Origin of the sequence: Kitasatospora sp. NPDC051914 (assembly GCF_040680995.1) — a bacterium.
In the GTDB taxonomy this organism is placed as follows: Bacteria; Actinomycetota; Actinomycetes; order Streptomycetales; family Streptomycetaceae; genus Kitasatospora.
Window position 1 is genome coordinate 26,689 of record NZ_JBFAXX010000013.1, and the last position, 14,235, is coordinate 40,923.

Below are 14,235 nucleotides of genomic sequence, written 5' to 3' on the forward strand. Positions count from 1 at the left end.
CGGGGCGGGGGCTGCGGTGGGGTGCAGGGGCCTGGGTGCGGCGGGGGTTGGCATGGCTGTGGGTGGGAGGGTCCACAATGGGGGGCGCCGTGCCCCCGTAGGGTTCGACGCGGCGGTTTCCGGTCGGAGGCCGCCGGTCAGCCGCCAGTCCGACACGCAAGGAGCCCCGCCGCGATGGCCCGCCGCAGTTCGCCCACTCCGCCGCCCGGTGATTTCGAGGAGCGGATTCTCGATGTCGACGTGGTGGACGAGATGCAGGGCTCGTTCCTCGAGTACGCGTATTCGGTGATCTACTCGCGGGCGCTGCCGGATGCCCGGGACGGTCTGAAGCCGGTGCACCGGCGCATCCTGTACCAGGCCAACGAGATGGGTCTGCGGCCGGATCGCGGGCACGTGAAGTGTGCGCGCCTGGTGGGCGAGGTGATGGGCCGGCTGCATCCGCACGGTGATGCGTCGATCTACGACTCCGTGGTGCGCATGGCGCAGCCGTTCTCGATGCGGTTGCCGCTGATCGACGGGCACGGGAACTTCGGGTCGCTCGGGAACGACGACCCGCCGGCGGCGATGCGGTACACGGAGTCGCGGCTGACGGCGGCGTCGTTGGCGATGGTGGAGTCGATCCACGAGGAGACGGTCGACTTCGGTCCGAACTACGACGGCAGCGAGGCCGAGCCGACGGTGCTGCCGTCGGCGTTCCCGAACCTGCTGGTGAACGGCGCGTCGGGCATCGCGGTGGGCATGGCGACGAACATGCCTCCGCACAACCTGGGGGAGGTCGTGGCGGCGGCGCGGCACCTGATCAAGCACCCGAACGCGGATCTCGAGACGCTGATGCGTTTCGTGCCGGGTCCGGACCTGCCGACGGGCGGCCGGATCGTGGGCCTGTCGGGTGTGCGGGACGCGTACGAGAACGGCCGGGGGACGTTCAAGATCCGGGCGACGACGTCGATCGAGAGCGTGTCGGCGCGGCGCAAGGGCATCGTGGTCACCGAGCTGCCGTACAGCGTGGGGCCGGAGAAGGTGATCGCGAAGATCAAGGACCTGGTCAACGCGAAGAAGCTGCAGGGCATTGCGGACGTCAAGGACCTGACGGACCGTGAGAACGGTCTTCGCCTGGTGATCGAGGTGAAGAACGGGTTCGTGCCGGAGGCGCTGCTGGAGCAGCTGTTCAAGTTGACGCCGATGGAGGAGACCTTCGGCATCAACAACGTGGCGCTGGTGGACGGGCAGCCGCTGACGCTGGGTCTGAAGGAGCTGCTGGAGGTCTACGTCGACCACCGGTTCGAGGTGGTTCGGCGGCGGAGCGACTTCCGGCGGCGCAAGCGCCAGGAGCGGCTGCACCTGGTCGAGGGTCTGCTGGTGGCGCTGGTCGACATCGACGAGGTGATTGCGATCATCCGGTCGAGCGACAACGCGGCGCAGGCGAAGGAGCGGCTGATCGAGCGCTTCTCGTTGTCGGAGGTGCAGACGGCGTACATCCTGGACACTCCGCTGCGGCGGCTGACCCGGTTCGACCGGGTGGAGCTGGAGACCGAGCAGCAGCGGCTGAACGCGGAGATCGCGGAGCTGACGGAGATCCTGGAGTCGGATTCGCGGCTGCGCAGCGTGGTGTCGTCGGAGCTGGGCGCGGTGTCGAAGCAGTTCGGCACGGCGCGGCGGACGGTGCTGCTGGAGGCGGGGGCGGTGCCGAGTGCGGCGCTGTCGGTGCCGCTGGAGGTGGCGGACGATCCGTGCCGGGTGCTGCTGTCGTCGACGGGTCTGCTGGCGCGGACGGCCGACGGCGAGTCGGTGGCGGTGTCGGAGCAGCGGGCGAAGCACGACGTGGTGGTGTCGGCGGTTGCGGCGACGGCGCGGGCGGACGTGGGTCTGGTGACGTCGGCGGGCCGGGTGCTGCGGCTGCCGGTGATCGATCTGCCGCAGTTGCCGCCGGGTGGTGCGGCGTCGCTCGCGGGTGGTGCCGCGGTGTCGGAGTTCCTGCGGCTGGAGGCCGGGGAGCGGGCGTTGGCGTTGACGACACTGGACGAGTCGTCGCCGGGTCTGGCGCTGGGCACGGTGCAGGGTGTGGTGAAGCGTGTGGTGCCGGAGTGGCCTGCGAACAAGGACGAGTTCGAGGTGATCGCCCTGAAGGAGGGCGACGAGGTGGTCGGTGCGGTGGAGTTGAGCACCGGCGAGGAGGATCTGGTCTTCATCACCTCGGATGCGCAGTTGCTGCGGTATCCGGCGGGCCAGGTGCGTCCGCAGGGCCGTCCGGCGGGCGGCATGGCGGGCATCAAGCTGGCGGACGGGCACCGGGTGCTGTCGTTCACGGCGGTGGATCCTGCGGTGGACGCGGTGGTGCTGTCGGTGGCGGCGGCGTCGGGGACGCTCGCGGGGGGCGAGCACACGACGTGGAAGGTGACGCCGTTCGAGGTGTATCCGCGCAAGGGCCGGGCGACGGGTGGTGTGCGCTGCCAGCGGTTCCTGCGCGGTGAGGACGTGCTGGCCTTCGCGTGGGCGGGTGCGGCGCCGGCTCTGGCTGCGGCGGCGAACGGTTCGCCGGTGGAGCTGCCGGAGCGCGATCCGCGCCGGGACGGTTCGGGTTCGCCGGTGTCGGCGCAGGTCTCGGCGGTCGGCGGCCGGGCGTAGCGGCCGGTCGTGAGGGTGTCGGGGGCGCTGCCGGTGCAGCGCCCCCGTGCTGTTGGGGCGGGGTTTCGCCGCCGTGGCGGGCGGGGGTGGCGAGGGTAGGCTTGCCTGGGTGAGCACCTGCGCGACGCTGTCGCTGGAACTGTCCGAGCCGCTCGCCGCGACTGCGGCGACGGCCTCGACCTGGCTGCTGGTGGAGCAGGCGGGGCCGTGGGGTGCGAAGGCGCTGGTGGAGAGCCATCTCGATGCCGAGGTGGGGCGTGCACTGGAGGCGGCGTCGGCGGGATCCGGTGTGCGGGTGGCGCTGGTGCGCACACCGGGGCGGCATGCGGATGCGCGGGAGGTCGCGCGGCACGGGGTGATCGTGGCGCACACGGTGCCGGGGCGGTCGTGGGTGCGGCGCTGGTCGGTGGCGGACCCGGCGGAGCTGCTGGGGCTGGATTTCGCGGCGCTGGGTGCGGGGGTGCACGGCGGTGTGGGGATGGAGCACGGCGGCGGCCCGATCGCGCTGGTGTGCACGAACGGCCGCCGGGACCGGTGCTGTGCGCTGCTGGGGCGGCCGTTGGCGGCGGAGTTGGCGGTGTCGGGGCTGGGCGAGGTGTGGGAGGTGACCCATTTGGGGGGTCACCGGTTCTCGCCGACGATGCTGGTGCTGCCGTTCGGTTATGCGTACGGGCGGCTGTCGGGGGCGGCGGCGAAGGAGGTGCTGGCGTCGACGGCGGCGGGGCACACGGTGCCGGAGTTCTCGCGGGGCCGGTCGTGCTGGGAGCGTCCGGGTCAGGCGGCGGAGCACGCGGTGCGGCTGGCGGTGGGCGAGTCGTCGGCGGAGGCGCTGACGGTGCACCAGGCGGCGGTGGACGGCGGCTGGTCGGTGGAGGTGCGGCACGTGGACGGGCGCCGCTGGCGGGTGCCGGTGGTGGAGGCGGCGGGTGAGCCGCCGCGTCCGGAGAGCTGCGGGAAGGCGGCGGGCCGGCCGTCGCGGATGGTGGCGGGGCCGGTGGAACGGCTGTGACAGCCCTGCGCCCGCTGTCCGGGGGTGCGCGGGCCGTCACAGGTCCGGGGGGCTCAGCCGGTTGCGGCCTTGGTGACGAACTCGGTGGTGTAGGTCTTGGCGAGGTCGATGCTGGCCTCCTTGCCCTTGACGTCGGGGTGGAAGGCGCCGAGGACGGCGAGGACGGTCTTGGGGCCGTCGGCGGGCATGACGCCGTCGGTGGTGAACATGGGGAGGGTGGCCTTGATGGCGGCCGCGTACTGCTCGGCGCCGCCCTGGGCGTAGTCGGCGGGCATCTTCGCGGCGATCTCCTCGGGGGTGTGGGTGTTCATCCACTTGAGGGTCTTGACGAAGGCGTTGGCGAGCTTCTGCACGGTGTCCTTGTTGCTGTTGACCCAGGCGGTGTTCATGTACAGCGAGGACGAGGGGTAGAGGCCGCCGAGGGCCGCCTTGGAGCCTTCGGGGGTGCGCATGTCGTAGAGGACGGTGCCGATGTTCTTGGCGAGGATGTTGGCGACGGTGGGGTCGGTGGTCATGCCGGCGTCGATGGAGCCCTGCTGCATGGCGGCGATGAAGGTCTGGCCGGCGCCGACCGCGATGGGGCTGAACTGGCTGGTGTCGACGCCGTTCTTGACGGCGAGATACTTGGTGAGGAAGTCGGTGGAGGAGCCGATGCTGGTGACGCCGAGCTTGCGGCCCTTGAAGTCGGCGCCGCTCTTGATGGCGTCGGCCTGCTTGGCGGAGACGACCTCGACCTCGCCGGGGGCCTGGGAGAACTGGACGACGGATTCGACGCTCTTGCCCTTGGCCTGCAGGTCGATGGTGTGGTCGTAGAAGCCGACGGCCCCCTGGACGTCGCCGGCGAGGAGGGCGGTGGTGGCGTTGACGCCGGCGGGCTCGCTCATCAGCTCGACGTTGACGCCGGCCTCGGCGAAGTAGCCGAGGCGCTGGGTGAGCATGGCGGGCATGTAGATGACCTTGTCGAGGCCGCCGACCATGATCTTGACCTTGGGGCCTTCGACGGTGGGGCCCGCGGGGGCGGCCCCGCCGTGCGAGGTGGAGGCGGCGTCGTTGGCGCAGGCGGCCAGCGGCAGGAGGAGGGCGGCGGCGAGGGCGGCGGCGGCGGTTCTGCGCATGGGTGGGGGCCTTCCTGGGTGCGCGGGGGTGGGTTCTGCGGAGGGTCTGCGGGGTGGGGACGAGGTCAGCGGCCGTCGCCGGAGTCGGCGGGCTTCCAGCGGAAGAGCCGCTTCTCGGCGAAGGTGAGCAGGCCTTCGGTGAGCAGGGCGACGACGGCGAGGATGGTCATCGCGGCGTAGACGCCGGCGGCGTTGAAGGTGCCCTGGGCGGCGGCGACCATCAGGCCGAGGCCCTTCGTGGCGCCGATGTACTCGCCGACGATGGCGCCGATCAGGGCGAAGCCGAAGCTGACGTGGAGGCTGGTGAAGATCCACGTGGTGGCGGCGGGGATGACGACCTGGAGGGTGACCTTGCGGTTGTCGGCGCCGAGGATGCGGGCGTTGGCGACGAGGTTGCGGTCGACCTCGCGGGCGCCCTGGAAGGCGTTGAAGAACACCGGGAAGAACACCAGGACGACCGCGGAGGCGACCTTGGACGCCGGGCCGAGGCCGAACCAGATGAGGAAGATCGGCGCCAGGACGATGCGCGGGATCGCGTTGAGGACCTTGATGTAGGGCCCGAACACATCGGCGAGGAAGCGGATCCGGCCGAGGGCGATGCCGAGCAGGACGCCTGCGACCACGCCGACCACCCAGCCGCTGAGCGCCTCGTACAGGGTGTAGCCGATCTGCTCGCCGAGGGAGCCCTGGGCGGTGCCGTGGGTGATCCACTGCCAGATCTGGGCCCAGATCCTCGACGGCTGGGAGAAGTTGAACGGGTCGATCACGCCGGTGCGGGCGCAGATCTCCCACAGGCCGAGGAAGGCGACGAGGACTCCGGCGCGGGCGGCGAACACGCCGTTGCGACGGTTGCGGGCGGCCCTCTCGCGGACCTCGCTGCGGGTGGCGGCGGGGGCGGCCGCAGGGGCGGCAGCGGGGGCGGTCTCAAGCGGCACGACCCGCTCCTCTCTCACGGGTGATGCGGACTTCCTCGCCGAGGGAGGCCCAGATCTCGCGGTACAGCTCGACGAAGCGGGGCTCCAGGCGGACGGCCTCGACGGTGCGCGGCCGGGGCAGGTCGACGGTGAAGACCTCCTTGACGGTGGCCGGCCCCGCGGTCATCACCACGACCCGGTCGGCGAGGGCGATCGCCTCGTCGAGGTCGTGGGTGACGAAGACGACGGAGGAGCCGGTGCCGGCCCACAGCTCGAGCAGCTGGTCGGACATCAGGGCCCGGGTCTGCACGTCGAGTGCGGAGAACGGCTCGTCCATCAGCAGGATCTTCGGGTCGTTGACGAAGGTCTGGGCGAGCGCGACGCGCTTGCGCATGCCGCCGGACAGCTGGTGCGGGTAGCGGTCCTCGAAGGCGGCGAGGCCGACCCTGGCCAGCCAGTCGCGGGCCTTCTCGCGGGCCTCGTCGGCGGGCACGCCGCGGAAGCGCGGCCCGGCGGTGACGTTGGACAGCACGGTGCGCCACGGGAAGACGGCGTCCTGCTGGAAGACGAAGCCGACGTTCGGGTTGATCCCGTCGACGCTCCCGCCGTAGACCTTCACCTCGCCCTCGGTGGGCTCCTCCAGGCCGCTGACCAGGGTCAGCGTGGTGGACTTGCCGCAGCCGGTGGGGCCGACGACGGCGACGAACTCGCCGGGGGCGACGGTCAGGTCGAGGTCCCGGACGGCGGTGTGCAGGGTGCCGGACGGCGTCCGGAAGCGTTTGGTCGCCCCGGTCAGCTCGATCGCCGGGACGGCGCCGGCCTTGTGCAGGCTCACGTGAACCACCTACCTCCTCGGCCGGCGTCGTCGCCGGCTCGGTGCTGTGGTCCGGGACGCTACGAGCGGCACCGCCGCGGCGGGAGGCTTGCGGGCTTATCGCGGCTTTGCCGCGTTGAGGGGTGTTCTGCTCCTTTTGCTTCCGCTACAACGGCTGGGCGGGGCTGGCACGAAACACGGGCGAAACGTAGGGTGACCGTCCACCCCGCCCCCGCTGAGCACCGAAGGAGGCCGCGATGAGGCGACTGCACTGGCCGCGCCGGGTCTTCGCCCAGCTTCTGCTCAGCCAGACGGTGGTGACCGTCGGCGTCACCGCGGTGACGGCGGGCCTGTTCCTCGCCCCGGTCAGCCGGGAGCTGGACCGGGACGCGATGCAGCGGGCCCTGTCGATCGCGCAGGTGACGGCCGCCGACGAGTCGCTCGCCCGGGCCGCGGCCGTCCGGGACTCGGCGACCGCGCAGCGGAACGCCGAACAGATCAGGCTGGCGACCGGTGCGAGCTTCGTGGTGATCACCGACTCGGACGGCATCCGGCTCTCGCACACCGACCCGTCCCGGATCGGGCTGCGGGTCTCCACCGACCCGCAGCCGGCGCTGCGCGGCGAGAGCGTCACCGCGATCCAGGACGGCACGCTGGGACGGACCGCCCGCGGCAAGGTGCCGCTGCGGCTCGCGGACGGGCGGATCGTCGGCGAGGTGTCGGTGGGGATCAGCGACGTGTCGATCCGCCGCCGGCTGCTGTCGATGGCGAACGGCATCCTGCTGTGCGCGGGCGCCGGCCTGGCCGCGGGCCTGGCCGCGACGCTGCTGCTGGCCCGCCGGCTGAAGCGCCGCACCCACAACATCGCGGTCGCGGACATCTCCGCGCTGCTGGTGGAGCGGGAGGCGATGCTGCACGGCATCCGCGAGGGCATGGTGGCGCTCGACGGCGCGGGCCGGATCAGGCTGGCCAACGACGAGGCGCTGCGGCTGCTCGCCCTGCCGGAGGACTGCACCGGCCAGACGGTGGACTCGCTGCTGCCGCCGGGCCGGCTGGCGGACGTGCTGACCGGCCGGATCACCGGCACCGACCTGCCCGCCGTCCGCGACGACCGGGTGCTGGTCGTCAACCGGATGGCCACCGCGGACGGCGGAGCCGTCACCACGCTCCGCGACCGCACCGAACTGGAGTCGCTCGTCCGGGAGCTGGACAACACCCGGAGCCTCACCGAGGCGCTGCGGGCGCAGGACCACGAGCACGCGAACCGGATGCACACCCTCCTCGGCCTGCTGGAGCTCGGCCGGCACGAGCAGGCGGCGGCGTTCATCTCCGAGGAGTCCGGTTCGCACGCCGCACTGTCCGCCCGGATCGGCGAGCAGGTGCAGGATCCGCACGTCGGCGCAGTGCTGGCGGGCAAGGCCGCGGTCGCCGCCGAGCGCGGGATCACCCTCGCCGTCACCGCCGACAGCCATCTGCCGGACGCCGCGGTGGACTCGCGCGCCCTGGTCACCGTGGTCGGCAACCTGGTCGACAACGCGCTGGACGCGGTCGGCGCCGGTCCCGGCGCGGTCGAGGTCCGGCTGCGCCCGGTCGGTGCGACCCTGCTCGTCGAGGTCGCGGACAGCGGCCCCGGCGTGCCCGAGGAGCTGCGGGCGCTGGTCTTCGAGGAGGGCTGGACCAGCAAGGACGCCCCCGCGCACCGGCCGAGGGGCCTCGGCCTTGCGCTGGTCCGGCGGGTGGCGGAGCGCTCCGGGGGCCGGCTCGCGGTCGGCACCGGCCCGCTCGGCGGCGCCCGGTTCACGGTGGAACTGCCCGAGGCCCTGCACCCGGCGGAGGCGGCATGATCGACGTACTGGTGGTGGACGACGACTTCCGGGTCGCCGAGGTGCACGCGGCGTACGTCGCCAAGGTGCCCGGCTTCCGGGTCACCGGCCGGGCGCACAGCGCCGCGGAGGCCCTCGCCTCGCTGGAGCGCTCCCCCGTCGACCTGGTGCTGCTCGACCACCACCTGCCCGACGAGACCGGTCTCGCCCTGGTGCGGCGGCTGCGCGAGAGTGGCATCGGCTGCGACGTCATGATGGTCACCGCCGCCCGGGACGTCTCCACGGTGCACGCGGCGATGCAGCACGGCGCGCTGCAGTACCTGGTCAAGCCGTTCACCTTCGCCGGGCTGCGGGAGAAGCTCACCGGCTACGCCGAGCTGCGGCACGCGCTCGCCGGGGCGGGTGCCCGGGAGGCCGGCCAGGACGAGGTCGACCGGATGTTCGCCGCCCTGCGGACGGCCGCCGCGCCCACCTCGCTGCCCAAGGGGCACTCGGCGCCGACGACCGACCTGGTGCTGGGCGCGCTGCGGCGGGCCGGGCAGCCGCTGTCCGCGCAGGAGGTCGCGGACGGGACGGGGCTGTCGCGCTCGACCGCGCAGCGCTACCTGAAGCAGCTGGCGCGGGACGGGCGGCTGCGGCTGAGCCTGCGGTACGGGGACACCGGCCGGCCGGAGCACCGGTACGGCCTGGCGGGGCGGTAGGCCCGCCGCCGCGGCGGCACGCGCGGCGCACTGCGGTCGGCCGGCCTGTGGTCGGCCGGCCCGTGGTTAATCGTCGGGACGCCTGACGTTCGGTCATGCGATGCACACTCACGGTGGCTATTCTGTCACGGACATGACATAGTCGGCGCAGGCAACCCGACAAGGCTCTGATTCAAAGGAGAACAGTGCCATGATTTCACGTATCGCAGGTCTGGCCGCGGCCGTGGCAACGATCACGGCTGTGACCACAGGCTCCGCGGTGGCTGCGCCTCAGCCGGAGTGCCAGACGGCGACCGTCCGGCCGTGCGTCTGGCAGCAGCCGAGCACCGAGGGCGTGGTGGGCGCGGCGCGCCTGGACGCGACCGACCACGCCCGGCCCGCCCTGCTGCGGGTCGAGGTCCGCATCCAGCGGGCATGGGGCAGGCCGTGGGAGACGGTGGCCGCGTCCTCGCTGATCGGCACCGGCAACCTCGCGCTGACCACACCGGCCGTCCGCACCGACTACCGTGCGATCGTCTGCGCCACCGGCGGCCCCGCCGACCGCCCGGACCTGCAGAACACCACCTGCACGATCTGACGTCCGCTCACCGGCGCCGGGGCTGCCGCACGGGCGGGCCGCTACACCGCCCCGGCGCCGGTGAGCGAGCGGACCTCCATCTCCGCGAAGCGGTCCCCGTCGGCCGGCTCACGGGAGGTCACCGTGCCCAGCCAGCCGGCCAGGAAGCCCAGCGGGATCGACACCAGACCCGGGTTCTCCAGCGGGAACCAGTGGAAGTCCACCCCGGGGAGGACCGCGGTCGGCGCACCCGAGACCACCGGTGAGAACACCACCAGCAGCACCGCCGGCAGCAGCCCCCCGTAGACCGCCCAGACCGCGCCGCGGGTGGTGAAACGGCGCCAGAACAGGCTGTACAGCAGGGTGGGGAGGTTGGCCGAGGCGGCGACCGCGAAGGCCAGGCCGACCAGGAAGGCCACGTTCAGCCGCTGGGCGAACAGGCTGAGCACGATGGCGAGCGCTCCGATCACCACCGCGGAGATCCGGGCCGCCACCACCTCCTCCTGCTCGGTCGTCCCCGGCCCGGCCTCCCCGGCCCGACCGCGCCGCCGGGCCCCGGCGTACAGGTCGTGCGCGAAGGCGGCGGAGGAGGCCAGGGTCAGGCCGGCGACCACCGCCAGGATGGTGGCGAAGGCGATCGCGGAGATCAGCGCGAACAGCACCACCCCGCGGGTGGCGCCCGGCCCGCCGCCGAGCTCGGCCGCGAGCAGCGGCACGGCGGTGTTCCCCGCGGGGTTGGCACTGCGCACCGCCCGGGTGCCGACCAGCGCCGCCGCGCCGAGGCCGAGCACCACGGCCATCAGGTAGAAGGCGCCGACCAGGCCGATCGCCCAGATCGTCGAGCGGCGGGCGGCGCGGGCCGTCGGCACCGTGTAGAAGCGGCAGACGATGTGCGGCAGCCCGGCGGTGCCGAGCACCAGGGCGAGGCCGAGGCTGACGAAGTCCAGTCGGCTGGTGAGGGCGGCGCCGTACTTCAGCCCGGGCTCCAGGTAGGCACGGCCGGCCCCGCTGCGGTCGGCCGCGGCCTGCATCAACGCGCCGAGGTCGCCGTGGAAGCGGACCAGCACCAGCACCGTCAGCAGCACCGAACCGGCCACCAGCAGCACGGCCTTGACGATCTGGATCCAGGTGGTGGCGCGCATGCCGCCGACCGTCACGTAGACGATCATCAGGGCGCCGACCGCGACGATCGTCCAGGCCTTGGCCGGGCCGTCACCGGTGCCGAGCAGCAGCGCGACCAGACTGCCGGCGCCGACCATCTGGGCGATCAGGTAGAGCAGGGAGACTGCCAGACTGGCGGTGCCCGCGGCGGCCCGCACCGGGCGGGCACGCATCCGCAGCGCCGGCACGTCCGCCAGGGTGTAGCGGCCCGCGTTGCGGACGAGCTCGGCGACGAGCATCAGCACCACCAGCCAGGCCACCAGGAAGCCGATGCTGTAGAGCACCCCGTCGTAGCCGTACAGCGCGATCAGGCCGGTCACGCCGAGGAAGGAGGCGGCGGAGAGGTAGTCCCCGGAGAGGGCGAGGCCGTTCTGCAGCGGGCTGAAACCGCGGCCGCCGACGTAGAAGTCCTCGGCGGCGCGGCCGCGGCGGCCGGCCCACAGGGTGATCGCCAGGGTGACCAGCACGACCACCGCGAACAGGGCGACGGCCAGGCCGTGGTGGCCGGCCGGGGCGGCGGCGGGCGCGCTCACCGGAGCCGGTCCTGGGTGTCCCAGCGCAGCTCGAGGGCGGCCCGGTCGCGCTTGGTCCGGGCGTTGCGGGCGTACAGCCAGGTCAGCAGGAAGGTCGAGGCGAACTGGCCGAGGCCGAGCAGCCACGCGACGTTCAGCGGGCCGGCGACCTGGCGCCGCATCAGGGCGGGAGCGGCGGCCTGCGCGAGCACGTACAGCAGGTACCAGCCGAGGAAGAGCGCGGTGGCGGGCAGGACGAAACCCCGGTGGCTGCGGCGGATCGTGTCGAAGGCCTCGCTGGACTGCACCGCCCGGTACACCTCGCCCGCGGCCGGCACGGAGGTCTCCGGCACCTGCCCCGACGCCTGCTCCGGCTCCGACACCTGCTCCGGCTCCGGCGCTGCCGACGGCGCGGCGGCGGCCGGTGCGGGCACCCGGGCCTGCCGGGCGGCGGGGCGGCCCGGCACCTGGCCGGCCCACCAGTCGAAGCTCTGCTGCTGCGCCACGGGACGCTCCTGAACGGGGACGCGCGCGGACGGGCGGCGTCGGACTCGGCGCCGGAACGGAACCCTCCGGCCGCAGTGACCCGACCAGGATGGAGCTCCGCGGGGCGCCGCCGCCAACCGGTGCAGATACGTTCACTCGAACTGATGAGGGGAGGGCGGGCCTCACGAACGGAGCCCCTCCGCCCGGACGGCCCACTGCGCGAAGCGTTCTGACGCCAGGTCAGCCACGGGGCCGACCCCGCTGCCCCGGCGACACGCCGCGGGCCCTCCGCCCCGCGGGGTGGAGGGCCCGTCGGGCCGGGGCCGCGCTCAGGCGTCGATGCGCGAGCGGTCCAGGGTCGCGGCGGAATCCACGATGAACTCCTTGCGCGGGGCGACGTCGTTGCCCATCAGCAGGTCGAACGTCTTCTCCGCGGCCTCCAGGTCGCCGAGGTTGATCCGGCGCAGGATGCGGTGCCGCGGGTCCATGGTGGTCTCCGCCAGCTGGTCCGCGTCCATCTCGCCGAGGCCCTTGTAGCGCTGCACCGGCTCCTTCCAGCGCAGCCCCTTCGACTGGAACTCCAGCAGGGTGCGCCGCAGTTCGGCGTCCGAGTAGGTGTAGTGGTACTTGCCCTGGCCGCGCTTGGGGTTGGTCAGCTCGATCCGGTGCAGCGGCGGCACCGCGGCGAACACCCGGCCCTGCTCGACCATCGGCCGCATGTAGCGCTGGAAGAGGGTCAGCAGCAGGCAGCGGATGTGCGAGCCGTCGACGTCGGCGTCGGCCATGAAGATGACCCGGCCGTAACGGGCCTGGTCGATGTCGAAGGTCCGCCCGGAGCCCGCTCCTATGACCTGGATGATCGAAGCGCACTCGGCGTTCTTGAGCATGTCGGCCACGGAGGCCTTCTGCACGTTGAGGATCTTGCCGCGGATCGGCAGCAGCGCCTGGAACTCGGAGTTGCGCGCGAGCTTGGCGGTGCCGAGCGCCGAGTCCCCCTCGACGATGAAGAGTTCGCTGCGGTCGACGTCGTCGCTGCGGCAGTCGGCCAGCTTGGCCGGCAGCGAGGAGGTCTCCAGCGCGGTCTTGCGGCGCTGCGCCTCCTTGTGCTGCCGGGCGGCGACCCGGGTGCGGGCGGCCGCGACGACCTTCTCCAGGACGGCGCGGGCCTGGACCTTCTCGTCCTTCTTGGCGGAGGTCAGGAAGGCCTTCAGCTCCTTGGCGACCACGGCGGCGACGATCCGGTTGGCGGCCGAGGTGCCGAGCACCTCCTTGGTCTGGCCCTCGAACTGCGGCTCGGCGAGCCGGACGGTGACCACCGCGGTGAGGCCCTCCAGGGCGTCGTCCTTGGTGATGTCGTCCTCGGCGACGCGGAGCATCTTGGCGCCGCGCAGCACCTCGTTGACGGTCTTGGCGAGGGAGCGCTCGAAGCCGGTGACGTGGGTGCCGCCCTTGGGGGTGGCGATGATGTTCACGAAGGAGCGCATGGTGGTGTCGTAGCCGGCGCCCCAGCGCAGCGCGATGTCCACGCCGAGGTGGCGGGTGACCTCGGTGGGGGTCATGTGGCCGAGCTCGTCGAGGACGGGCACGGTCTCCTTGAAGTTGCCCTCGCCGTGCAGCCGCACCACGTCGCAGATCGGCTTGTCGGGCGCGAGGAAGTCGCAGAACTCGGCGATGCCGCCGTCGAAGCGGAAGGTCGCCTCGTCGACCTCCTCACTCTCCGTCAGGCGCTCGTCACGGACGATGATGGTGAGGCCGGGGACGAGGAAGGCGGTCTGCCGGGCGCGGGCGTGCAGGCTCTCCAGGGAGAGCCGGGCGTCCTTGAGGAAGATCTGCCGGTCCGCCCAGTAGCGGATGCGGGTGCCGGTGCGGCCGCGCGGGGCCCTGCCCTTCTTGACCAGGCCGCTCGCCGCCTCGAACGGGGCGTCCGGGGAGAGCTCGGTGAAGATGCCGGGGGTGCCGCGCCGGAAGCTGATCGCGTGGGTGTGGCCGCTGCGGTCGACCTCGACGTCCAGGCGGGCGGAGAGGGCGTTCACCACGGAGGCGCCGACGCCGTGCAGACCGCCGGAGGCGGCGTAGGAGCCACCGCCGAACTTGCCGCCGGCGTGCAGCTTGGTCATGACGACCTCGACGCCGGACAGGCCGGTCTTGGGTTCGACGTCGACGGGGATGCCGCGGCCGTTGTCGCGGACCTCCACCGAGCCGTCGTGGTGCAGGAGGACCTCGATCCGGTCGCAGAAGCCGCCGAGCGCCTCGTCGACGGAGTTGTCGATGATCTCCCACAGGCAGTGCATCAGGCCGCGGCTGTCCGTGGACCCGATGTACATGCCGGGGCGCTTGCGGACGGCCTCCAGGCCCTCCAGGACGAGCAGGTGCCGAGCGGTGTAGTTGGAACCGTCGTCTTTGGCCAGCAGGGCGGACGGCACTGATTCGGCACTCATGCGGCGTTGCACTCCTCAATGAAGTTCTCTGACTCGTCTGCTCGGACCACCGCCCGCCCCCGACGCGCTCTCACAGGGCGA

The 14,235-nt window shown here is 72.7% G+C and carries 11 protein-coding genes; 5 read left to right on the plus strand and 6 right to left on the minus strand.

What is annotated here, in order from left to right; translation table 11 throughout:
• Positions 1–174 precede the first annotated feature (174 nt).
• Together AB0M03_RS11125 and AB0M03_RS11130 are read left to right on the plus strand one after the other, a co-directional pair.
• A complete protein-coding gene (locus AB0M03_RS11125) occupies positions 175–2,625 on the plus strand; it encodes a DNA topoisomerase IV subunit A (RefSeq protein WP_363490847.1) in 2,451 nt (816 codons plus the stop codon).
• A 109-nt stretch (positions 2,626–2,734) separates the two neighbouring features.
• Positions 2,735–3,634, plus strand: coding sequence for a sucrase ferredoxin (locus AB0M03_RS11130; RefSeq protein ID WP_363490849.1), 900 nt, complete (start codon positions 2,735–2,737; stop codon positions 3,632–3,634).
• A 53-nt stretch (positions 3,635–3,687) separates the two neighbouring features.
• Here AB0M03_RS11130 and AB0M03_RS11135 read toward each other — a convergent pair whose 3' ends face one another.
• The 3 genes from AB0M03_RS11135 to AB0M03_RS11145 form a co-directional block, all read right to left on the minus strand.
• On the minus strand, positions 3,688–4,749 hold the full coding sequence (locus AB0M03_RS11135; protein ID WP_363490851.1) for an ABC transporter substrate-binding protein: 1,062 nt from the start codon (positions 4,747–4,749) through the stop codon (positions 3,688–3,690).
• A 65-nt stretch (positions 4,750–4,814) separates the two neighbouring features.
• Positions 4,815–5,684, minus strand: a complete 870-nt coding sequence (locus tag AB0M03_RS11140) for an ABC transporter permease (RefSeq protein ID WP_363490853.1) — start codon at positions 5,682–5,684, stop codon at positions 4,815–4,817.
• Positions 5,674–6,498 (minus strand): ABC transporter ATP-binding protein, encoded by an 825-nt coding sequence (locus tag AB0M03_RS11145; RefSeq protein ID WP_363490855.1) that lies wholly within the window; start codon positions 6,496–6,498, stop codon positions 5,674–5,676. The genes AB0M03_RS11140 and AB0M03_RS11145 overlap by 11 nt, the downstream gene beginning before the upstream one ends.
• A 236-nt stretch (positions 6,499–6,734) precedes the next feature.
• On the opposite strand from AB0M03_RS11145, the gene AB0M03_RS11150 reads away from it, so the two are divergent.
• From AB0M03_RS11150 to AB0M03_RS11160, 3 genes are all read left to right on the plus strand, one after another.
• Positions 6,735–8,321: a sensor histidine kinase gene (locus AB0M03_RS11150; RefSeq protein ID WP_363490857.1), complete on the plus strand. Its 1,587-nt coding sequence runs from the start codon at positions 6,735–6,737 to the stop codon at positions 8,319–8,321.
• The gene (locus tag AB0M03_RS11155) at positions 8,318–9,001 is read left to right on the plus strand and encodes a response regulator (protein ID WP_363490859.1); all 684 of its coding nucleotides are present in this window, start codon (positions 8,318–8,320) and stop codon (positions 8,999–9,001) included. Before AB0M03_RS11150 ends, AB0M03_RS11155 begins: the two co-directional genes overlap by 4 nt.
• A 241-nt stretch (positions 9,002–9,242) precedes the next feature.
• Entirely contained in the window at positions 9,243–9,578 is a 336-nt protein-coding gene (locus AB0M03_RS11160; protein ID WP_363490861.1) for a hypothetical protein, read from the plus strand.
• Between the two features lie 41 nt (positions 9,579–9,619).
• Here AB0M03_RS11160 and AB0M03_RS11165 read toward each other — a convergent pair whose 3' ends face one another.
• From AB0M03_RS11165 to AB0M03_RS11175, 3 genes are all read right to left on the minus strand, one after another.
• Positions 9,620–11,251: a cation acetate symporter gene (locus tag AB0M03_RS11165; protein ID WP_363490863.1), complete on the minus strand. Its 1,632-nt coding sequence runs from the start codon at positions 11,249–11,251 to the stop codon at positions 9,620–9,622.
• Positions 11,248–11,613 (minus strand): DUF485 domain-containing protein, encoded by a 366-nt coding sequence (locus AB0M03_RS11170; protein WP_363491007.1) that lies wholly within the window; start codon positions 11,611–11,613, stop codon positions 11,248–11,250. The genes AB0M03_RS11165 and AB0M03_RS11170 overlap by 4 nt, the downstream gene beginning before the upstream one ends.
• Before the next feature lie 432 nt (positions 11,614–12,045).
• Complete coding sequence (locus AB0M03_RS11175) at positions 12,046–14,154, minus strand: DNA topoisomerase IV subunit B (RefSeq protein ID WP_363490865.1); 2,109 nt, start codon at positions 14,152–14,154, stop codon at positions 12,046–12,048.
• Positions 14,155–14,235 lie beyond the last annotated feature (81 nt).